General features: G+C 59.7%; 18 protein-coding genes and 1 pseudogene. 8 read left to right on the top strand and 11 right to left on the bottom strand.

Features of this window, described 5'->3' with window-relative positions; all coding sequences use genetic code 11:
* From AC3WL8_RS19105 to AC3WL8_RS19090, 4 genes are all read left to right on the top strand, one after another.
* Nucleotides 1-708, top strand: a complete 708-nt coding sequence (locus AC3WL8_RS19105; RefSeq protein WP_492378612.1) for an RraA family protein — start codon at nt 1-3, stop codon at nt 706-708.
* 174 nt (nt 709-882) lie between these two features.
* Nucleotides 883-1656 (top strand): enoyl-CoA hydratase/isomerase family protein, encoded by a 774-nt coding sequence (locus AC3WL8_RS19100; protein ID WP_492378611.1) that lies wholly within the window; start codon nt 883-885, stop codon nt 1654-1656.
* A 9-nt stretch (nt 1657-1665) separates the two neighbouring features.
* Complete coding sequence (locus AC3WL8_RS19095) at nt 1666-2346, top strand: glutathione S-transferase N-terminal domain-containing protein (protein ID WP_492378610.1); 681 nt, start codon at nt 1666-1668, stop codon at nt 2344-2346.
* 2 nt (nt 2347-2348) lie between these two features.
* Nucleotides 2349-2996, top strand: coding sequence for a DsbA family protein (locus tag AC3WL8_RS19090; protein WP_492378609.1), 648 nt, complete (start codon nt 2349-2351; stop codon nt 2994-2996).
* On the opposite strand, the gene AC3WL8_RS19085 is transcribed toward AC3WL8_RS19090, so the two are convergent.
* Both AC3WL8_RS19085 and AC3WL8_RS19080 read right to left on the bottom strand, forming a co-directional pair.
* Nucleotides 2975-3646, bottom strand: coding sequence for a Crp/Fnr family transcriptional regulator (locus tag AC3WL8_RS19085; protein ID WP_492378608.1), 672 nt, complete (start codon nt 3644-3646; stop codon nt 2975-2977). The two genes, AC3WL8_RS19090 and AC3WL8_RS19085, sit on opposite strands and share 22 nt — an antisense overlap.
* A gap of 231 nt (nt 3647-3877) precedes the next feature.
* Complete coding sequence (locus AC3WL8_RS19080) at nt 3878-5620, bottom strand: AMP-binding protein (RefSeq protein WP_492378607.1); 1743 nt, start codon at nt 5618-5620, stop codon at nt 3878-3880.
* An 809-nt stretch (nt 5621-6429) separates the two neighbouring features.
* Between AC3WL8_RS19080 and AC3WL8_RS19075 the strand changes: the two genes are divergently transcribed.
* The 4 genes from AC3WL8_RS19075 to AC3WL8_RS19060 all read left to right on the top strand — a co-directional run bounded on the left by AC3WL8_RS19075 (nt 6430) and on the right by AC3WL8_RS19060 (nt 10907).
* Nucleotides 6430-7563: an acyl-CoA dehydrogenase family protein gene (locus AC3WL8_RS19075; RefSeq protein ID WP_492378606.1), complete on the top strand. Its 1134-nt coding sequence runs from the start codon at nt 6430-6432 to the stop codon at nt 7561-7563.
* A 46-nt stretch (nt 7564-7609) separates the two neighbouring features.
* The gene (locus tag AC3WL8_RS19070; RefSeq protein WP_492378605.1) at nt 7610-9133 is read left to right on the top strand and encodes a CoA-acylating methylmalonate-semialdehyde dehydrogenase; all 1524 of its coding nucleotides are present in this window, start codon (nt 7610-7612) and stop codon (nt 9131-9133) included.
* A gap of 101 nt (nt 9134-9234) precedes the next feature.
* A complete protein-coding gene (mmsB, locus tag AC3WL8_RS19065; protein ID WP_492378604.1) occupies nt 9235-10140 on the top strand; it encodes a 3-hydroxyisobutyrate dehydrogenase in 906 nt (301 codons plus the stop codon).
* Complete coding sequence (locus AC3WL8_RS19060; RefSeq protein ID WP_492378603.1) at nt 10137-10907, top strand: enoyl-CoA hydratase; 771 nt, start codon at nt 10137-10139, stop codon at nt 10905-10907. Before mmsB ends, AC3WL8_RS19060 begins: the two co-directional genes overlap by 4 nt.
* 179 nt (nt 10908-11086) lie before the next feature.
* On the opposite strand, the gene AC3WL8_RS19055 is transcribed toward AC3WL8_RS19060, so the two are convergent.
* The 9 genes and pseudogenes from AC3WL8_RS19055 to AC3WL8_RS19015 form a co-directional block, all read right to left on the bottom strand.
* Nucleotides 11087-11920 (bottom strand): amidohydrolase family protein, encoded by an 834-nt coding sequence (locus tag AC3WL8_RS19055; protein ID WP_492378602.1) that lies wholly within the window; start codon nt 11918-11920, stop codon nt 11087-11089.
* 414 nt (nt 11921-12334) lie between these two features.
* A complete protein-coding gene (locus tag AC3WL8_RS19050) occupies nt 12335-13519 on the bottom strand; it encodes an acetyl-CoA C-acyltransferase family protein (protein ID WP_492378601.1) in 1185 nt (394 codons plus the stop codon).
* Between the two features lie 176 nt (nt 13520-13695).
* Entirely contained in the window at nt 13696-14874 is a 1179-nt protein-coding gene (locus AC3WL8_RS19045) for a pyridoxal phosphate-dependent aminotransferase (protein WP_492378600.1), read from the bottom strand.
* A 128-nt stretch (nt 14875-15002) separates the two neighbouring features.
* Complete coding sequence (locus AC3WL8_RS19040) at nt 15003-15728, bottom strand: NAD(P)H-dependent oxidoreductase (protein ID WP_492378599.1); 726 nt, start codon at nt 15726-15728, stop codon at nt 15003-15005.
* Nucleotides 15728-15943, bottom strand: a complete 216-nt coding sequence (locus tag AC3WL8_RS19035) for a hypothetical protein (RefSeq protein WP_492378598.1) — start codon at nt 15941-15943, stop codon at nt 15728-15730. Before AC3WL8_RS19035 ends, AC3WL8_RS19040 begins: the two co-directional genes overlap by 1 nt.
* A 399-nt stretch (nt 15944-16342) precedes the next feature.
* Nucleotides 16343-17604: pseudogene (locus AC3WL8_RS19030) on the bottom strand (FAD-binding oxidoreductase); the annotation flags it as partial.
* 123 nt (nt 17605-17727) lie between these two features.
* Nucleotides 17728-19038 (bottom strand): MFS transporter, encoded by a 1311-nt coding sequence (locus tag AC3WL8_RS19025; protein ID WP_492378597.1) that lies wholly within the window; start codon nt 19036-19038, stop codon nt 17728-17730.
* Between the two features lie 217 nt (nt 19039-19255).
* Entirely contained in the window at nt 19256-20053 is a 798-nt protein-coding gene (locus tag AC3WL8_RS19020; RefSeq protein WP_492378596.1) for an enoyl-CoA hydratase/isomerase family protein, read from the bottom strand.
* Between the two features lie 33 nt (nt 20054-20086).
* Nucleotides 20087-20938 carry a 3-hydroxybutyryl-CoA dehydrogenase gene (locus AC3WL8_RS19015; RefSeq protein ID WP_492378595.1) on the bottom strand — a complete coding sequence of 284 codons (852 nt, stop codon included), beginning with the start codon at nt 20936-20938 and terminating at the stop codon, nt 20087-20089.
* Nucleotides 20939-20948 lie beyond the last annotated feature (10 nt).

Here is a 20948-nt window from a genome sequence, read left to right as displayed (position 1 = left end):
ATGGAACCTGTTCAGCTTCGACGCACGTATCTCGATCTCACCACACCGCATGTCGCCGATGCTTGCATGCGTCTCGGCATTCCGGTTCGCTGCGCGCCCGCGGACATCCGGCCGCTATGGAGCGACACGCACTTGGTGGGGCGCGTCTCTCCGGCACGGCACTTCGGCAGCGTCCACGTATTCCTGGAGGCAATCGAACGCTCGAATCCTGGCGACGTCCTGGTGGTCGACAATGGCGGCAGGCTCGACGAAGCCTGCGTGGGAGATCTGATCACTTTGGAGGCGAGTGGGGCTGGGTTGTCGGGCATAGTGATCTGGGGCCTGCATCGCGACTCATCCGAGCTCCGAACTATCCGCTTGCCTCTGTTCAGCCTCGGCGCGTTGCCCACCGGCCCCCAACGCCTTGATACGGGGGATGACCCGGAGATCTTGTCCGCCACTTTCGGCCAGCACATCGTTACACCCGACGACTTCGTACTTGGCGACGACGATGGCGTCATCTTTGTGCCGCTCGAACGCGCTGCCGAGGTGGCGGAACTGGCGACCACAATTCGGGACACCGAGCGCCTCCAGGCAGCCAAGATGCAACTCGGCACCACATTCAGAAAGCAGGCGCGCTTCGAAGAATACTTGGCCGCGCGCCGATCTGACCCCCGTCTCACGTTCCGACAACATTTGCGTTCAATCGGCGGCGCCGTCGAGGAATAGCCGCCGAAGCCAAACAGCCTTCCGGATCGGAGGACGCCCCCGAATCGGCGCGATGGGACAACAGCTCCGCGCGTCGCTCCATCGCGCCTCCTGTCATCCAAAAGACAGCATCCCATTGACGGAATTGCTAATGTGGTGCGACAACGGATTCACCTAGACCCCAAGGAGACCTCCATGGCATGGACTATCGAAGAGTTCCACGGTTGTGCGCTCGTGCGCATGAACACCAACAAAGTGAATGTGCAGAACGACCAGTTCTTCGCTGACCTCCACGACGCTTTTGACCGGCTCGAACGCGATTTCAGCGAACTCCCTGTCATTCTGACGGGCCAGGGTGACGCATTCTCCGCAGGCATCGACTTTCAGTACAGTTTCGATATCTTCGGAAGCGGCGATCAAGACAAGATCCGTGAATGGTATCGCGCCTATCGCGAGACAAACCTGCGTATCTTCCAGTACCCGCGACCCACCGTCGCCGCCATCAACGGCCACGCCATCGCAGGTGGCCTCATCACAGCGCTTGACTGTGATTTCCGTGTTGCCGCGCGCAAGCCGGCAAAGTTCGGCCTGAACGAGGTGCCCATTGGCATCCCGATGCCGGCTGCCTATGTCGAGATCATTAAGTACACGCTTGGCGACCAAGTCGGAGCCCTGACCACGCTACGCGGAGAACTGTACGGACTCGACGAGGCAGAGCGACTTGGATTCTTCCACGAGGTAGTCGAGCCGGATCAGTTGCTTGCGGCAGCAGTGAGCTATGCGCGATGCATTACCCCCGACTGCAACACGGCCTACGCAATGTCCAAGAAGGCATTGCAAGACAGCGTCATGCGACAAATCGAGGAGCGCACGATCGTACTGGACGAGAGACTACCGGCTGGAATGAGCGACGAAGGCAACCGGCGAGCACAGGACCACCGTCGACAAGAGATCATGCGTAAGCGATAGGAGACGCAGATGCTCGACCTATACAGTTGGCCAGCCCCTAACGGACATAAGGCCCATATCCTGGTCGAAGAGCTGGGGATCCCATACCGAATCATCCCGATCGATATCACGAGTGGCGCCCAACATCGGGCAGGCTACCGTGCTATCAACCCCAACGGGAAGATCCCCGCCATCGTCGATCACGCCCCGCTCGATGGCGGGGATCCGATAACAGTCTTCGAAACCGGGGCTATCCTGCTGTACTTGGCAGAAAAGGAAAATCGATTCCTTCCGGGAGATCTACGGCAGCGCAACGAGGTCCTGCAATGGCTCTTCTGGCAGGTTGGTGGCTTAGGGCCGATGATGGGACAAGCACAGCATTTCTACCGCTACGCGTCAGCTCCCGTGCCATATGCCATTGACAGGTACCAAGCCGAAACTCGGCGTCTGCTGAGGATCCTGGATGATCGCCTGGAAGGCAGGGAGTACGTCTGCGACACGTACTCAATCGCGGACATGGCATGCTTCCCCTGGGTCCGCATCCACAAGATGACAGGGGTAGCTCTGGACGATTTTCCCCGCGCGCAAGCGTGGTACGGGCGAGTACGCGCACGCCCTGCCGTGGGACGAGCCCTCGATCTACTACGGGACCGCTGGGTCGACGTCACCACGTCGGACCGGGCCAAGCAAAACCTGTTCCAAACCACTTAGCCATGGACGCACAAGACGCCGTAGTCGTGGACGCGTTTATCGATTTGCGCAGCCCCTACTCCTACCTTGTTCTGCAGCCTGCCCGGGAGCTGGAAAAGCGCTGCGGCGTCAAGTTCGAATGGTGGCCGTTTATCACGGATTTCCGATCCGCCTATGGGGGCGAGGTCGAACAGCGATCGAGTCGCGATGTCGCCAAACTGAAGTACCTGTACATGGACTGCCGCCGGCTGGGCAGACGGCAGGGGCTAACCATACGATCCACTGTGAAGCTCTGGGATGCGAGACTCGCAAGTCAGGCCATGCTGTTCGCGAAGTCCAGGGATTGTCTTTGGAAGTTTTGCGATCCCCTGTTGGCTGCATTCTGGCGCAGAGAATTCGATCTGGAATCGGCGGCCTCGATTGAGGAGGGCCTGAAAGAAGCGGGCCTGGCCCCACAGGACTGGCGCGCCTACTTGGAAGCCAATGCATCAGACGACCTCATCGCCGCGCTGGCAAGGGCTGAGGAGCTTGGAGTCTTTGGCGCGCCCACATTCGTCTACAAAGAGGAACTCTTCTGGGGCGGGGACAGGCTCGATCTCCTTGCCGAAGCCCTCGGCCAGCCAGGCGGGAGTTTCGGCGCGAGCGCCGGTCAAGCCCCCCCTGCAACGTGACGGCGCAGCGCTGCAACATGGACCAGCAGGAATCCTTTGCACGGCTCGCTTTCGACAAGCCCATGCCGCCTGAGTTCGCTGATGGCGATATTCACTCGCTGCCTGGACAGTCCGCAAATCAGGGCAAGTTCATGCTGCGGAATCGACAACTCCTGCGCGCCCGCTCCCGTCTTGTCGGCGAGCATCAGCAACGCCCTGGCCACCCGCATCTCGGGACTAAGCAGGCGAGATGCGGCGAGCATGCCGACGAAGACTCCCATCCGCTCGTTCATGATATCGCAGAGGAAGTGGTTGAAATCGATAGACGATTGCCGCAGAGCCTCAAAAGTCGAGGCGGGTACCAAGCAGATGTGAGAGGGGGTCAGCGATCGAAGATCGTACTGTCGCATCTCCTTTTTCAGCAAGGATCCTTCGCCTCCCCACTCCCCTTCCCGCAAGCAATACAAAGTCGTCTCGGCGCCGTCCGCGCCGACAACATACATCTGCAGGAAACCGCGCATGAGCCCGTACCAGTGGGTGCTGGGCTCACCCGCCCGCGCGATGTAGTCGCCTACCTCAGCGGTCCGCTCTTCGATGGTCCCCAATACCAATTGGCGAAGCTCCGCAGGCAGCATGCGATACCACTGCCACCTCTCCAGGAAGCTGTGCACGCAGGTGGTGCTCTCCCGAGTGGTTGTCCACCTATCCATGAGCCACAATGTCTAGTTTGTTCGACCCAGTGTATCGTCCCACCCGCGCGAATTCAACGATTCGCACGGTACCCCGGACCGCATCCTTCCCATTAGCCCGATCCCCACGAACTATGCGACTACACCGCTCGAAGCGAGGTTGACGACCAGTGGGTGGCCGCCAACCTCTTCGACACCCGGGAATATCGCCCGTCAGGCAGCCCTCGGGTCGGCAAGTTGGATCTCCTCGATCATCTTCTGCCTCATCGCGAACTTCTGCACTTTCCCGGTCACCGTCATCGGCATCTCATCCACAAATCGAATGTAGCGCGGCACCTTGCTATGCGCGATCTGGCCACGGCAGAATTCCCGAATCTCCTCAGGGGAGCATTGCTCGCCAGGCCGCAGAATAATCCACGCGCAGACTTCTTCGCCGTACTTCTCGTCCGGCACGCCAAAGACTTGAACCGACTGCACCTTCGAGTGCCGAAAAAGAAACTCTTCAATCTCCCGCGGGTAGACGTTTTCGCCACCGCGAATCAGCATGTCCTTCAAGCGCCCCACGATATTGCAGTAGCCGTCGGCATCGATAGTGGCGAGATCACCGGTGTGGATCCATCCATCGATAATGGCTTCCCGCGTCTTCTCGTCGTCGCCCCAGTAACCCTGCATGACAGAATAGCCTTTCGTGCAGAGTTCCCCGGTCTCACCCACTTGAACCGTCTGCCCGGACGCGTCAACGACTTTGACCTCCAGATGAGGGTGTACTCGTCCAACGGTGGTCGTGCGCTTTTCGAGCGGGTCCTCAGGCGAACTCTGGAATGAAGTCGGGCTTGTCTCGGTCATGCCATACGCGATCGTAATCTCGCGCAGATTCATCTTTGACACCACACGCTTCATAGTCTCTACCGGACAGGGCGACCCGGCCATCACGCCTGTTCGCAAACGACTTAGATCGTAGCTGTATAGCTCTGGATGGTCGAGTGCAGCGATAAACATGGTAGGGACGCCGTGAATCGCCGTGCAGTGTTCTTCGTGAAGCGTGGAAAGCGTCTCGCCCGGATCGAACGCCTCGCCCGGGAAGACCATCGTGCAACCTGTTGCCACACACGCAAGCACTCCAAGCACCATGCCAAAGCAGTGATACAGCGGCACAGGAATGCAAAGGGAGTCATCTTCTGTCAGCCTCAACGTCATCCCGACGAATCGCGCGTTATTGATGATGTTGCGGTGCGTTAGTGTTGCACCCTTCGGGCTGCCGGTTGTACCGCTGGTGAATTGAATATTGATGGGATCGTTAGCGTTTAGAGATTCTGCCAACTGCCCGAGCTTCGCTTCTTTTCGTTGCTGCCTGCCACAGGACATCACGTCCGGGAAGTTGAGCATCCCCGGCGTCTTCGCATTCCCCATGCGAATGATCGCTCGCAGGTCCGGTAGTCTTCGCGCATGCAGTTCGCCGGGCATCGCCGTCGCAAGCTCCGGCGCAAGTTCTTGCAGCATCTCGAGGTACTTCGAGCTTTTGAAGGCCTCGGCCGCCACGAGAGCCTTGCATCCGACTTTGTTCAATGCGTACTCAACCTCTGCCAGACGATAGGCCGGGTTGATATTGACAAGGATTGCACCAATCTGCGCCGTGGCGAACTGCGTTAGTATCCACTCAAAGCGATTCGGTGACCAGATACCAACGCGGTCTCCCTTTACGATGCCGAGGTTTGCGAGCCCAGTGGCAAGTATGTCAACTTCATGCACAAGTTCTTCCCATGTGCAACGTACATTCTGAGCTCGGAACACCGCGGCGCTACGGTCGGGATAGCGTGCCGCCGTCGCGCGCAGGAACTCCCCGATGGTCTCGTTGCTCAACGGGACATTGGTCTCGCCACTGACATACGCAAGCCCCTTTTGCAGCATGCTCGATGCCGTGAGATTACTGCCGGTGGATACTGTCTGGTTACTCATGGCTGTCTCTTCCGAACGACTATTTGTCTCGATCTGCACACCCAAAACTTCAAAGGAAGCAATCAGCCGTTGAACCCTCGTCCGGCTCTCAAGTGGTGGCCTGGCTCCGCCGGGTCTCAAGGCATGACAACATCGTTGTCACGCCCAGGGGAAGGCGTTCCCATGGGGTGCGCTGCCGCACGTGGCGTGCACTCACAGTTTCCTGCCCCAAGTAGCGGTTGTACATTGTCAAAACTGACACATCTATGGTTAATCACGCCACGACTACGACCAGGGCTCAGCCAGACATGCTTCTTGCTGCACCATTTCTCGCCGAATTGCCTAAAAGTCAGAGCTGCGCGTCGCCCAATCACGCCGCTACAACCGCAAACGATGACACCATCCTCCGTCGGCCGACATCGCAAAGGGAGCGCTCACAGGTTTAGCTCTTCCATAGCACAGCAGTCCTCCATTGGTAGTTGATTCGCAGGACTTCAATGAAGGTGCGAGCTTTAGTCTGGTCAGCGCCCGGTCTGGCCGCACAAGCTCATCACGTGTACGTAGAGATCCGATGCTCGCTGACTACTTGCTCGGCTCTTAGCAATACCCCTACAACGTATGCGCTCACAGCGAAGCTGTCGGTCCCACGATAGCCAATATGTGCAAGTAACTCTGTCGCAGAACTAGCCGAGTGGCAAACGAGTTCAGAGAAGTTGGCGGAATTCGGCATAGAACGCTGCCATCGGTGTTTCTACACTGCGCCCACACAGCTAAGCCCGTTCCAGACCTGCGTCGCTGCTCCAGGAAGCGAACGCCACCGTTAATCTGCCATGCAAAGCGAATTCACCGAAGAGCAAACGATGATCCGTGATAGCGCACGCGCCTTTGCCAGCGAACGGCTGGCGCCCAGCGCAGCGCAGTGGGACCGCGATGGGCGCCTACCTAACGAAGTCGTCGCCGAGATGGGCGCACTGGGCCTGCTTGGCATGATCGTGCCAGAAGAATGGGGCGGTACCTATACGGACTACGTTGCCTATGCACTCGCAATTGAAGAGATCGCGGCCGGCTGCGCCGCCAGTGCGACGCTAATGAGCGTGCACAACTCGGTCGGCTGCGGGCCAATCTTGCACTTCGGCACCGACTTACAGAAGGAACGCTACCTGGCACGTCTGGCAAGCGGCGAGATAATCGGCGCCTTCTGCCTGACCGAGCCGCAGGCTGGCTCCGAGGCCCACAACTTGCGCACTCGCGCTCGGCTCACGGACAACGGCTGGGTTCTCAATGGCAGCAAGCAGTTTGTCACCAACGGCAAACGTGCCGGCGTGGCCGTGGTGTTCGCCGTCACCGATCCCGAGCGTGGCAAAAAGGGCATTTCAGCCTTCGTGGTACCGACCAATACTCCAGGATTCATCGTTCACGCCCCGGAAAAGAAGCTGGGGATCCGCGCGTCGGACACTTGCGCGATCACGCTGGAAGACTGCGTCGTGCCGCACGACGCGCTGCTGGGCGACTCTGGCGAAGGACTGCGCATCGCGTTGTCTAATCTGGAAGGCGGTCGCATCGGCATCGCCGCACAGGCGATTGGCATTGCGCGGTCGGCATTCGTAGCCGCCTGTCGCTATGCCACTGAGCGCATCCAGTTTGGCCGAGCGCTACGCGAACATCCGCCCATCGCCGACATGCTCGCCGACATGGCGACCGAGCTGAACGCCGCGCGTCTGCTGGTGCACCACGCTGCACGTATGCGTAGCGAAGGCTTGCCATGCCTGTCAGAGGCTTCTCAGGCCAAGCTCTATGCCTCTGAACTCGCCGAGCGCGTCTGTTCCAAGGCATTGCAGATCCACGGCGGCTACGGCTACCTGGAAGACTACCCCGTTGAGCGCCACTACCGCGACGCCCGCATCACCCAAATCTACGAAGGCACCAGCGAGATCCAGCGCATGCTAATCGCGCGCAGCCTGTAGTCCTACCCTCACCCTGCCAACAGACCGAGCTTCTCTGGAGAGAACCATGAGTGCCGTGCACAAGACCGACAATGCCGTGCCGACCGTACCACTGCTGATCAACGGCGAATGGGTGGAATCGTCCGCAACCGAATTCCGCCAGGTAGTAAATCCCGCCACGCAAGAAGTCCTGGCGCGCGTCCCGCTGGCTACCGCCAGCGAAGTGGCCGCCGCCGTGAGCGCTGCCCATCACGCGTTCGCCACCTGGCGTCACACCCCGATCGGAGCGCGCCTCCGCGTCATGCTGCGATACCAGGCGCTGATTCGAGCGCACAGCAAGCGGATCGCCGCCATCCTGACCGCCGAACAGGGCAAGACGCTCGCCGATGCTGAGGGTGATATCTTCCGTGGTCTGGAAGTGGTCGAGCACGCCTGCTCGATCGGCACGCTGCAGCAAGGCGGCTTTGCCGAAAACGTGGCCTCGACCGTCGACACGTATACGCTGCAGCAGCCGATCGGCGTTTGCGCCGGCATCACGCCGTTCAACTTCCCGGCGATGATTCCGCTGTGGATGTTCCCGATGGCCATCGTCTGTGGCAATACCTTCGTGCTGAAGCCATCTGAACAGGATCCGTTGTCGACAGTCGAACTGGTGAAGCTCGCGATTGAGGCCGGCGTCCCGGCAGGCGTGCTGAACGTGGTACACGGTGCCAAGGAAGCAGTCGACGCACTCTGTACGCACCCGGACATCAAGGCGGTGTCGTTCGTTGGCTCCACCGCCGTGGGCACGCACGTCTACAACCTGGCTGGCGCGCATGGCAAGCGCGTGCAGTCCATGATGGGCGCGAAGAACCACGCAGTGGTACTGCCGGACGCAAACAAGGAACATACACTGAACGCTCTCGCGGGTGCCGGCTTCGGCGCAGCCGGCCAGCGCTGCATGGCTACCTCCGTAGTCGTACTGGTGGGCGCCGCGCGCGAATGGGTGCCTGAACTCGTGGCCAAGGCGAAGACGCTCAAGGTCGGGGCTGGCGCGGAAGCCGGCACCGATGTCGGCCCGGTGGTTTCGGTGGCAGCGAAGGAGCGTGTCCTTGGGCTCATCGCCTCCGGCGAGAAGGAAGGCGCCACGCTGGCGCTCGACGGCCGCAACGTGGAAGTACCCGGCTACCCGCAAGGCAATTTCATTGGCCCCACCATCTTCACGGACGTGACGCCCGACATGTCGGTCTACACCAATGAGATCTTCGGCCCGGTGCTCGTGGTCATCGGCGTGGAAACACTCGACGACGCCATCGCGCTGGTCAATCGCAACCCGTTTGGCAATGGCACCGGCGTATTCACGCAGAGCGGCGCGGCGGCACGCAAGTTCCAAAGCGAAATCGACGTTGGGCAGGTGGGCATCAACATCCCAATCCCGGTACCCGTGCCCTACTTCAGCTTCACGGGTTCGCGCGGATCCAAGCTCGGCGACCTGGGCCCTTACGGCAAGCAGGTGGTGCAGTTCTACACGCAAACCAAGACAGTGACCGCACGTTGGTTTGACGACGCGACTGTCAACGACGGCGTCAATACGACTATCAGCCTGAAGTAAAGCCACCACTGGGTAATCATGTGCCGCCGTTTGCGTTCCGTTCCTGAGTTCGGGACCGGGTGCAAGTGGGCGGCTTTGAACTATCTCTGACTGAAGCTTCCATGCATATCGCCTTCATCGGCCTGGGTAATATGGGCGCGCCAATGGCGCGTAACCTGCTCAATGCCGGCCATACCCTCACCGTCTTCGACCTCAATGCTGTCGCCGTAGCCTCGCTGTGCACCGAAGGCGCCACCACTGCCGATACCGCGCGCAACGCCGTCGCCTCGGCCGATCTCGTCATCACGATGCTGCCCGCCGCCGCGCATGTGCGCAGCGCCTACCTAGGCGAGAACGGCGTGCTGGCGGGGGTACGTCCCGGCGTGCCACTAGTCGATTCCAGCACCATCGACCCGGCCACCGTTCGTGAGTTGGCCGCCGCCGCGGTGGCCCACGGCAATGCGCTGGCCGATGCGCCGGTGTCCGGCGGCACCGGCGGCGCGCAGGCCGGCACCCTGACTTTCATGGTCGGCGCCCCGCCCGCACTGTTCGAGCTGATCAAGCCCGTGCTTGCGAATATGGGCCGCAACCTGGTCCATTGCGGCGACACCGGCACCGGCCAGATCGCCAAGATCTGCAACAACCTAATCCTCGGGATCTCGATGGTCGGTGTGTCCGAATCGATGGCGCTCGGCGTGCGGCTGGGCATCGACGCCAACGTGCTGGCGGGCATCGTCAATACGTCGACGGGGCGCTGCTGGTCGTCGGACACCTACAACCCCTACCCCTGCGTGATTGAGACCGCACCTTCGTCGCGCGGCTACACGGGCGGCTTCGGCGCCGAGCTGATGCTCAAGGACCTGGGCCTGGCGGCCGACGCCGCGCGCGGCATGAAGCAGCCGCTGTTCCTCGGCGCGCTGGCCCAGCAGATCTATCAGGCGATGAGCCAAGCCGGCGACGGCCAGCTCGATTTCTCCGGCGTAATCCGTCAGTACCTATTCGCCGCCGGCGAGGAGCCCAAGCAATGATCCAATATTCCCAAGACGGCCACGTCGCCACGCTGACACTGAACCGGCCGCCGGCTAACGCTTTCAACTCCGACAGCCTTGAGCAGTTGCGTGCTTTGGTAGCAGACATCGACGCCAATCCCGAAATCCGAGCCGTGGTTATCACTGGCGCTGGCGAAAGGTTCTTCAGTGCCGGGGCCGATCTGAATGGATTCTCGGACGGAGACCGCGCCCGCGCGCGGCAAATTGCACAGCAGTTCGGCGCCGCCTTTGAAGCGCTGCAGAACGCGCGTCCGCCGGTAATCGCCGCGATCAACGGCTACGCCATGGGCGGCGGGTTGGAATGTGCGCTGGCCTGCGATATTCGCATTGCCGAAGAGCACGCACAAATGGCACTTCCCGAGTCCGCCGTAGGGCTATTGCCGAGCGGCTGCGGCACGCAGACCCTGCCATGGCTAGTCGGCGAAGGCTGGGCCAAGCGCATGATTCTGACCAATGAGCGCGTCGATGCCGCCACGGCGCTGCGCATTGGGCTGATCGAAGAAGTCGTGCCGCGGGGGAAGGCTTTGGAAACGGCACTGGCCATGGCCGAGCGCGCTTGTAGCGTGAGTCCACGCGCAGCGGCCTACAGCAAGCAACTGGTACATCTGGCGCGTCAGGGTGTTCCACGCCAGGCGGCGCTGGCGCTGGAGCGCGAGCGCTTTGTCGATCTGTTCGACGGCGCGGACCAGCGCGAAGGTGTCAATGCCTTCCTTGAAAAGCGAGCGCCGCAATGGCGCAACGCTTAGGCATCCCAAAGCGCCTGACTGAAGCTGGCGCTATAGCGCCAGCTACGAGTCGGTGGCTTACGGTGACTTGCAGGCGAGGGCCAAGCCCCAGTTGGCGCCGGGCGAGCCGCCATCGCCCCCACCTATGTGCGCATGATCAGTAGTCGGCGGGCGCTGGTTGCGCCCGCCATTTCCCCGACTTATGCGTCCAACTTGAACGCGCGTCGCGCATTACCCGCGAGAAACAACGGCAGCACATCTTCGCCCAAGTTGAGCGAGTCAATGCCGGCCAGGCACTCCGCGGGAGTCAGCATGGGATAATTGGTGCCGAACAGCACCTTGTGCTTGCCCGGCCCACGCATATAGGACACAAGCTCCTGCGGAAACCTTGAAGCCTTGTATGCCGACGTATCCACATATACGTTCGGATGCTTCATCATGAGCGAGATCATTTCGGACGCCCATGGAAACCCGATGTGCCCGCCTATGATGCGTAACTCCGGAAACTCGTGGGCAACGTTATCCAGGTATGGAATAGGACGCCCTGGTTCCGAGGGACGCATCGGGCCCGCATGCCCGACTTGGAGACAGAACGTAATGTCCAGTTCGATGCATTCGGAATAGAGCGGATAGTACCGGCGATCGTCGGGAGGCAGGCCCCACAACCATGGCAAAACCCGCAAGCCCTTGAAGCCAGATTCCTTTACGCACCGGCGCAGTTCCCTCACCGCCTCCATCGGCCGGCTGATGTCGACCGACGCGACACCAACAACCTGTTCCGGATGCGCGCGAACTGCCGCCGCAACCTCGTCATTTGAGATCATCGGCCCAGTTGGGCCCCACCAGGCACTGGCGATGACGCGCGAAACGCCCTGAGAGCGAAAGGTTTCGAGCGCTTGTTCATGCGTAATTTCAGGATTGTCGAGGGCCAGTGTCTTCCAGTTCGTCGGCCACCTCCGCAGCGAGTCGAACATGGCGTTGAGCAGATAGTCCTTGTTGGGCAATTGAATCCAAGCGTCAATGATCTCGCTCATTCTCGTACTTCCCGTATAAGTTGGTGCTGAAAACTGCCGATCTTTCGCAGTTGCCGGCACACCAAACAGCCATCATCTTCCGAGCCGGAGGCAAGACGCCCAGAAGAGGGTCCTAAGCGCCAGACAAGTGGACGCAACCTCACGGCACTCTTCAAAATGCGCTGCACTCAAGAATATGCGGCGCTCGGCTGCGCAGGCAAAGTGCACAACCTTTTGGCGAGGGCGACTGTGAGTGATCCGGGCTTCGAGAATTGCCCGTAGTGCCTCTTTTTCACGGCCCGGGGAAGCCAGCAAGTGCACTTCGCGCGAGGCCTGGACGCTCGCCGCCCGTACCTCGCGCCTCAGTTCGCCCAGCTCTTCCGTTAGCGTCATGCTTGACGTGCAGGTCTTGCAGGATGAAGTCCCATCAAAGCTTCAGATGCGTTCGTAGATTGCCGCGATGCCCTGGCCACCGCCGATGCACATCGTCACGAGCGCGTAGCGCCCCCCCGTCCTGTGCAGTTCATAGATCGCCTTTACCGAGATGATCGCGCCCGTCGCGCCAACCGGATGTCCCAAGGAAATGCCCGACCCGTTGGGATTGACCTTTTGCGGATCGAAGCTCAACTCCTTCGCCACTGCGCAAGCCTGCGCAGCGAATGCTTCGTTCGCCTCGATCACGTCCATGTCCGAGAGCTTGAGGCCCGTTCGTTGCATTACCAGACGCGTAGCCGGCACCGGTCCAATCCCCATATACTCGGGCTCCACGCCTGCATGCGCATAGCCAACCAACCTGGCTAAGGGCTTGAGCCCCAGAGCGGCTGCCCTGCTGGCTTCGGCAAGAACCAACGCGGCCGCGCCATCATTGATGCCTGAAGCATTGCCGGCCGTTACCGATCCGCCCTCCCTGAATACGGGCTTCATCCTTGACAGTGCGTCAGAACTCGCGTCCCTGCGGACGTGCTCGTCTGTATCGAACTCAACCACACCTTGCCGGGTCTTTATCGCAACGGGAACAATCTGGCTCTTGAACCGACCCTCTTCAATCGCCGCGACAGCGCGTCGCTGGCTCTCCAAGGCCAGTTCATCCTGTTCAATGCGGGAGACGCCGTAGCGCTCCGCGACGTTCTCCGCCGTCACGCCCATGTGAATGCGCTTCCACGGATCATGAAGGATGCCATTCATGTAGTCGACCATCTGGCCATCGCCCATGCGCATGCCCCACCGCGCAGCCTGCGCGATGTACGGACCGCGGCTCATGGACTCGGCGCCTCCCCCGACCGCCAGGTCCACATCGCCTAGCATGACGGACTGCGCCGCACAGATGATCGCCTGAAGACCGGAGCCGCAGAGGCGATTAACGTTGAATGCCGGAGTCTCCTTTGGAATTCCCGCATCCATTGCGGAAACGCGGCTGAGATACGCATCCTTAGGCTCGGTGGGAATGACATTGCCCATGACGACATGCCCGATATCGCTAGCCTGCGCACCGGAGCGCTCCAGCGCCGCGCGAACCACCGTGGCGCCCAGAACAGTCATCGGAACATCCTTCAGCGACCCACCAAAGGTACCGATCGCCGTACGGGCGGCGCCGACCACTACCACTTCACGATTGCTCATTGCAAAATACTCCCCACTCAGGCTGATTGCCTGTCAAATCACTACATTGATTGCCTGTCAAATCACTACATTGGTACTGGTGTGTCGCCCTCGCTTTGACACGAACGCCATCGAACCCGAGCGCGGACCACCCACATACCCGTGACTCGGTTTCGGGAAGGCGCCGACCGACGCCATTACCCCTTAAGAAAGCGCTCGATGCGCTTCACAGCCTCACCAAGACGATCGACGTCCGCGGCATAGGCAAAGCGAACGTAGCGGCCGGGTTCATTGGCTCCGAAATCCAGGCCAGGTGCGACCGCCACTCCGGCTTGCTCGAGCAGTGCCTTCGCAAATGCAAAGCTGTCGCTCGTGAAGGCAGAACAGTCGGCGTAGATGTAGAACGCACCCTCAGGCCTTGCCGCAATACGGAATCCGAGTCGCGCGAGCTCTGCGGATAGAAAGTCCCGGCGACGCCGGAATTCAGCCCGACGATGCTCCACGAGGTCCAGCGTCTCGGGATCGAATGCCGCCAGCGCTGCGTATTGCGCTGGGGCCGAGGGGGACAGGAACAGGTTCTGCGCCAGCTTCTCGATATGACGGGTATATGCTTCCGGCACCACCAGCCAGCCCAGACGCCAACCTGTCATCTGGAAGTACTTCGAGAAGCTTTGTACGATCCAGACGTCGTCACAGCATTGCAGTGCCGTGGATGTCTCGTTCTCGTACGTCAATCCCTGGTAGATCTCGTCCAGAATGAAGTGCCCGCCCTTGTTTCGAATATAGTCGGCGAACGCACTGATCTGGTCCAGGCTGAGCATCGTGCCAGTGGGGTTGGCCGGGGAAGCCAGCATGACCCCTGCCGTGGCGTTGCTCCAATGAGCATGAAGGTCATCCAGGGTGGGCTGGAAATTACTTTGCTCTCCCACTGGAATCGACTTCGGTACGCCCTCAAAGATGCGGACGAAGTTGCGGTTGCATGGATAGCCGGGATCGGTCAGCAACCATTCTTTGCCGGGCTCGGTGAGGCAAGCCAAGGCGAGAATCAGCGCGCCGGACGCGCCAGGGGTCACCGCGATGCGTGAAGCGGGAACGGATACGCCGTAGCGACTTTGGTAGTAGCCGGCAATAGCCTCTCGGAGCTCCGGTATGCCTAGCGCAGGGGTATAGGTGGTCTTGCCATTGGCAATGGCCGCCTGGGCGGCAGTGATGACTGCGGGCGGCGTCGGGAAGTCGGGCTCACCGACTTCCATGTGGACCACATCCCGCCCTGCCGCTTCGAGCCGCTTGGCTTGGGTCAGGATATCAATGGCATAGAATGGAGCGACATCGGCCATGCGCGTCGCAATGGCCGTTCGCTCAACAGGCGACTTCATACAACGTTCTCCGCTTTGACAGGCGACGACTGTAGGGCCATGCAGCCGGGCCCCGTGAGGCCCGGCGACGGTTCTCCTGCCCGCATATCAATGACAATGGGACTGTGTCGGTCAGGCTTTGACCGCTATCAAACTGTTTCGCTTTGCTCTGCTCTTTTGAGCGGATACAGCAGTTCATCAAAGTCATTGAGACTCGGGAACGAAAGCGGGACCGCATCGTCAAGCGTGGCAATCCGCTCACGCCACGCCTCCAACATCGCGACTCTGTCCTCGTGCGTGATGTATGGCACGTGCCACGCAAAGAACGGCGGCAGTACGTCAAGTCCTGTGTACCCCAACGTTCCCTGCAACAAGTGCCTCAACATTGATTCGAGCGGTCCGTGCACACCGTCGCATCCGAACATGTGTTCCTGTCCGCCAAGCGTAACGCTCACCAGCGCACGCTTGCCGCGAAGTCCTCCACGGTCATAGAAGCGTGTTCCTCCATAGACCGTTCCAGAGACGAGCACGCGGTCAAGCCATCCCTTGAGGATCGCCGGCGTCGAAAACCAGAACAACGGAAAGTTGAGCACGAGGAGATCGCACTGCATGAGCTTCTCGAGTTCGCGTTGAATATCCGGGCTGATAGTGCCGGTCGCCACGCCATTGCGCTGCTCCAGCGCATAAACACAGTACTCAGGATTTGCCCGATCGCCGAAATCGGCAGCAGACGCAACCGGGTTGAAGCCCATTGCATAGAGATCTGAGACCTGGACTTCGTGCCCGGCTTCGCGGAAGGCTTCCACGGAGACGGTTTTCAAGGCCGAGCTAAACGACTGGGGCTCCGGATGAGCATGAACGATTAGGACTTTCATTACGGGAGAATTCCAACGGCAAAGAACACAATACCGACCACGACAGCTATCACGGCGGTTGCCATGGCGACCAAGGCATACCCGCGATAGAAGTCCCTCACCTCATTAGTACGCACACTGGTGAGTGCGAGGCAGCTACCCACCACCGATACGGAATCACGGTCGTCCTTCGACGAGTCCGCCTTCGTCACCGTCTCTGAAAATCTGGCATCCATACAGACTCCGTTCGCTTCGCAAGTGAAGTCCCCGCGCTCACGCCACTGCGCCGAGCATCGGCACCTGCCACCTTCCACCAACGTTGGACACCATGCGGACACCCCGTCTTTTCGACGACGACGTTGTGCCCACGATGTGCCGACCATGTTCAGGTGGATAGACACAGTTTCCCGATACCACCCGCTATTGACCATTGTCTACTCTGACACATTCAATGCGATTTACGCCATGCAAGAGGCAAGGACAACTATGCGCCGGTTACTCAACTTACTGTTGCCTCCCCTGCCGTGGCAAACGGAAGGGGCGACCATCATCTAAGGCTGATGTGGAGTTCGCAAGCTGATTTCCGTGTCGCGTACCTCGCTAAAAACAGCGCCCCGGGCAGGCGCTTAAGGCGTCCAGGAGAAGATCTTGCCTGGATTCATCAGGTTGGACGGATCGAGAGCGTGCTTGATTGTGCGCATCGTATCCACGGCGGCGGCACCGTACTCCTGAATCAGGAAATCCATCTTATGCACACCAACACCATGCTCACCTGTGCAAGTGCCATTCATGTCCAGCGCGCGCTGGACGATACGGTGGTTCAGGCGTTCTGCTTCTTCGAGTTCCTCGGGCTTATTCGGATCGACCAGAATCGCAACGTGGAAATTGCCATCCCCGACGTGGCCCACGATCGGGCACGGCAGTGTCGCCCCCCTCAGATCTTTCTCCGTTTCAATGACACACTCCGCGAGCCGAGAGATCGGCACGCATACATCCGTGGTCACCGCCTGGCAGCCGGGCTTCAGTTGCAGCATTGCGAAGTAAGCGTTGTGCCGCGCGTTCCACAAGCGGTTGCGGTCTTCCGACCGCGTCGCCCACTCGAAGCCTTCCCCGCCATTCTGTACGGCGATCTCCTGCACCAGTTCCGCCTGTTCCTTCACGCCCGTGTCGGTTCCGTGGAACTCGAAGAAGAGCGTCGGCGTTTCACGAAGCGTCAGATTCGAATGACGGTTGATCGAATGGATGGTAAGTGCATCGACGAAAACGCGCACACCGCCGCAGATACCGCTTCGGGCTGCGGATAGAGTCGCAACGTAACTTCGGTGATGATCCCAAGCGTGCCTTCCGAGCCGACAAAGAGGCGCGTCAAATCGTAGCCTGCCGATGATTTTCGCGCGCGCGTTCCGGTATGGATGAGGCGTCCGTCGGCGAGCACGACGGTCAGATCCAGCACGTCGTCGCGCATCGTGCCATATCGCACAGCATTGGTACCCGACGCGCGCGTCGCCGTCATGCCACCGATAGTCGCATCCGCGCCGGGATCAATCGGGAAGAAGAGACCGGCTTCGCGCAGAGCTTCATTCACTTGCTTGCGTGAGATACCAGGCTCGACAGTGACAGTCAGATCTTCGGCGTTGATCGACAACACACGATTCCTCTCCGACATATCGATGGAAACCCCACCCTGCACGGCAAGCAGATGGCCTTCCAGCGACGAGCCGTTGCCATAGGGAATGATTGGAACGTCGTATTGCGCACAGAGCTTTACGATGACTTGCACGCCTTCGGCGCTTTGTGCGAATACCACCGCGTCGGGTAACTGCGGATTGAAAGGCGATTCGTCTCGACCATGATGCAAGCGGACTGCCTCCGCGGTCGAGACACGCTCGCCAAACATGGACTTGAGCGACGCGCGCAGTTCACCTGGAAAAGGACGGCGCACGGATGTCGACTGCGCTGTCTTGTTCACACATGTCTCCTGGTAATTGGAAGCCCTACGTTGTGAAGAGCCAAACGTCGATCATTTATTGACGAGGCGACTGGGTACGGTCAGCGTCAACAGCACACCCACGACGTAGACTGCTGCGAGCACAAGCATGGCAAGATTGGTACTGCCCGACATCTGTTTGACCCAGCCGATAAGATAGGAACTGACAAAGCCGCCGATGTTGCCGACCGAAGTGATGAACGCAATAGCAGCCGCGGCACCTACCCCCGTCAGAAAGGCAGTCGGAAAGCTCCAAAAGATCGGAAAAGCCGAATACACGCCGATGGCCGCGATGGATAACGCGACGAGTGCTCCAGTTGTGTTCGAACTGGAGAAGACGCTGAGAATCAATCCGCATGCCCCAATCGACATTGCGCTCACGAGGTGCAGCTTGCGCTCGCGTCGTGCGTCGGCACTGCGACTAAAGAGCAGCATACCGACAATCGCCAACAGGAACGGAACCGCGGTCAGCAAGCCAATATGTAGCGGGCTCACGACACCGGTCGTCTTGATGATGGTCGGCAACCAGAAGCTAATGCCATATCCAGCCGTCGTCGCACAGAAATAAATGGCAGCCATGACCAGCACGCGCTTGTCGCAGAAAATCGCTCTCAACTTGACGTCATCCTTATCCCGCCCCTCTGCTTTGACATTTGCGGCGAGCACGCTCTTCTCTTGCGGTCCGAGCCATGAGGCGTCCTGGATACCGTCCGGCAACACCAGAAGGATCACCAGACCCAGAAGAATCGATGGCAAAGCCTCGAGAACAAACAGCCATTGCCAGCCCGCGAAGCCATATGCGCCGGAAAGCGATTCCAGAATCCACCCAGAAAGCGGACCACCGATCAATCCCGACGCCGGAACGGCAGCAAAGAACAATGCCATGATCCTTCCGCGGCGTTGCGCCGGATACCAGTACGTCAGATACATGACAATGCCTGGCAGGAACCCCGCCTCCGCGACACCAAGCAGGAATCGCAGGACGTAGAAGGTGGTGGGCGTCTGAACGAACATCATGGCGGCAGAGAGCAGACCCCATGTGATCATGATTCTGGAGATCCAGCGTCGTGCACCGACTCGGTGCTGGATGATGTTGCTGGGGACCTCGAAGAGCACGTACCCCAGGAAGAAAATCCCGGCGCCAAGTCCGTACGTCGCCTCGCTGAAGCTCAGATCGGACAGCATCTGCAGCTTGGCGAAGCCGACATTGACCCGATCAAGGAACCCCATCACGTAACTAACGAAGAGCAGCGGGATCAGTCGCAAGGTGACTTTGGCATAGGCCTCCCGTTCGAAGGAATCAGGCTGAGTGATACCATCGGCACGTGCAACGCTGTTAGACATGTTGTCTCCTGTTTGTATTTTCTTATGTGGAATCGGGATCTGAAGCTGAGTACTGGTCACCGCGCCATGAAGTGGAACCAGGCGCTAAGCACGCATGTCGCGGCGTTCCTAAGCAGACTTGTTCCGTGACCGACTACGCGCGCCTGAGGGCTCTGCGGCCCTCTTGCGCACACCCGGCAATCGCGCATTGCCGCCTTGCGGCTGGATCCCAGCGATGCTAGGCTCCAGAGAACCGCGCGGGCTGGCGTTTCTCGATGAACGATGAAACACCCTCGACGAAATCATGGGTGGCAGCAGACGCGCGGAAGGCCGCCAGTTCTTCTGACAATTGCGCTGCGAAAGGACGGTCGAAAGATGACCGCAACAGCCGCTTCGTTTGCGCATAGGCGAGGGTTGGTCCCGTGGCGAGATGAGCCATGACGGCGTCCGTTTCTCGCGCCAAGTCCTGCCGAGGCACTAGCCGGTTGATCAGACCGAGCTTCATCGCCTGCTCCGCATCGAGGCTCTGGCCGAGCAACGCAATGCCCATCGCATTGCGAAGCCCTACCGTACGAGGCAGCATCGAAGAAATGCCGAGATCCGGGCTGGCGCCAATCTGCGTGTAGCCAAACGAGAACTGGACGTCGTCGGACGCCACAGCAAGATCACAGGCGAGCGCGACACTCATTCCTGCCCCTGCCACCGGCCCGTGCAAGCTGGCCACCACCGGCAATGGAAGCGATGCCAGAATGGACAGCGCCTCATTCATTGGCGCGATCATCGCCTCGGCCGTATCCGCGGCCACTTCGAATCCCTGATAGAAGCGGCTCAGGTCGCCTCCGGCCATGAACGCACGCCCTTCGCCACTAATAACAACCGCGCGGCAGGCTGTACTCGCCCGGACTTCCCGACACCGTTGAAGGAATCGCTCAGCCAACTCTGGCGATATAGCGTTAAGGCTACGCGGCCTGTTAAAGCGGAGCTTGGCAACTCCGTCCTGGAGCTCAAGCAATACCGCATCGTCGCTGCTGCTCATGATCAACCTGTCTCCTGACGCAATTTCTTTGAATTAGCAGTATTGGTAGAAGCCTCGCCCGCTCTTTCTGCCGAGGTAGCCGGCGTCGACCATTTCCTTCAGGAGCTGAGCGGGTCGGTACTTGGGGTCGTTGAAGCTCTCATAGAAGACCTCCATGACCGAGAGCATCGTGTCCAACCCAATCAGGTCCGCTAGTGCGAGTGGACCAATGGGATGGTTAGCGCCGAGCTTCATGCCGTTGTCGATGTCCTCCGCCGATGCCAGGCCTTCCTGCAGGGCAAAAATGGCCTCATTGATCATCGGGCAGAGAATACGGTTGACCGCGAATCCTGGACTATTCTTCGCAAGAATCGATTTCTTTCCGATGGCTTTGACGAAGTCCCCGATTCGCCGCTGAGTTTCATCGGAAGTCTGCAGGCCAGGAATCAACTCCACCAGGGCCATCAATGGCACCGGGTTGAAGAAGTGCGTACCGATGCATCGCTCCGGACGCGACGTAGCTGCCGCCAGCTTGGTGATGGAGATGGATGATGTGTTCGTCGCGATGATTGCATCGTCCCCAATCACGGCATCAACATCCTTGAGAATGCGTAGTTTCAGGACTTCATTTTCAGTGGCGGCCTCAATCACAAGGTCGACGCTAGCCAGATCACTGTACTGGGTCGTCCCGCAGATTCGAGCCATCACCTCCTTCTTGTTGTCAGCAGACAGGACGCCCTTCTTGATAAGACGGTCTAGGCTCCCGGAAATGACCGATACCCCTCGCTGTAGCGCCTCGTCGGAAACATCCAGGAGCACGACATCGATGCCTGTGGATGCGCATACTTGCGCGATTCCATTACCCATTGTCCCAGCGCCGATGACGCCGACATTTGATATACGCATAAGATCAATC

The sequence above is a fragment of the Cupriavidus sp. FW305-F7 genome, assembly GCF_058782875.1.
This window is presented reverse-complemented; position numbering and strand designations above follow the sequence as displayed.

Bases quoted from the DNA above. Each gene is read 5' to 3' on its own strand.
- AC3WL8_RS19105 (WP_492378612.1), top strand. From the start codon at position 1: ATGGAACCTGTTCAGCTTCGACGCACGTATCTCGATCTCACCACACCG.
- AC3WL8_RS19100 (WP_492378611.1), top strand. From the start codon at position 883: ATGGCATGGACTATCGAAGAGTTCCACGGTTGTGCGCTCGTGCGCATG.
- AC3WL8_RS19095 (WP_492378610.1), top strand. From the start codon at position 1,666: ATGCTCGACCTATACAGTTGGCCAGCCCCTAACGGACATAAGGCCCAT.
- AC3WL8_RS19090 (WP_492378609.1), top strand. From the start codon at position 2,349: ATGGACGCACAAGACGCCGTAGTCGTGGACGCGTTTATCGATTTGCGC.
- AC3WL8_RS19080 (WP_492378607.1), bottom strand. From the start codon at position 5,620: ATGAGTAACCAGACAGTATCCACCGGCAGTAATCTCACGGCATCGAGC.
- AC3WL8_RS19075 (WP_492378606.1), top strand. From the start codon at position 6,430: ATGCAAAGCGAATTCACCGAAGAGCAAACGATGATCCGTGATAGCGCA.
- AC3WL8_RS19070 (WP_492378605.1), top strand. From the start codon at position 7,610: ATGAGTGCCGTGCACAAGACCGACAATGCCGTGCCGACCGTACCACTG.
- mmsB (WP_492378604.1), top strand. From the start codon at position 9,235: ATGCATATCGCCTTCATCGGCCTGGGTAATATGGGCGCGCCAATGGCG.
- AC3WL8_RS19060 (WP_492378603.1), top strand. From the start codon at position 10,137: ATGATCCAATATTCCCAAGACGGCCACGTCGCCACGCTGACACTGAAC.
- AC3WL8_RS19055 (WP_492378602.1), bottom strand. From the start codon at position 11,920: ATGAGCGAGATCATTGACGCTTGGATTCAATTGCCCAACAAGGACTAT.
- AC3WL8_RS19050 (WP_492378601.1), bottom strand. From the start codon at position 13,519: ATGAGCAATCGTGAAGTGGTAGTGGTCGGCGCCGCCCGTACGGCGATC.
- AC3WL8_RS19045 (WP_492378600.1), bottom strand. From the start codon at position 14,874: ATGAAGTCGCCTGTTGAGCGAACGGCCATTGCGACGCGCATGGCCGAT.
- AC3WL8_RS19040 (WP_492378599.1), bottom strand. From the start codon at position 15,728: ATGAAAGTCCTAATCGTTCATGCTCATCCGGAGCCCCAGTCGTTTAGC.
- AC3WL8_RS19035 (WP_492378598.1), bottom strand. From the start codon at position 15,943: ATGGATGCCAGATTTTCAGAGACGGTGACGAAGGCGGACTCGTCGAAG.
- AC3WL8_RS19025 (WP_492378597.1), bottom strand. From the start codon at position 19,038: ATGTCTAACAGCGTTGCACGTGCCGATGGTATCACTCAGCCTGATTCC.
- AC3WL8_RS19020 (WP_492378596.1), bottom strand. From the start codon at position 20,053: ATGAGCAGCAGCGACGATGCGGTATTGCTTGAGCTCCAGGACGGAGTT.
- AC3WL8_RS19015 (WP_492378595.1), bottom strand. From the start codon at position 20,938: ATGCGTATATCAAATGTCGGCGTCATCGGCGCTGGGACAATGGGTAAT.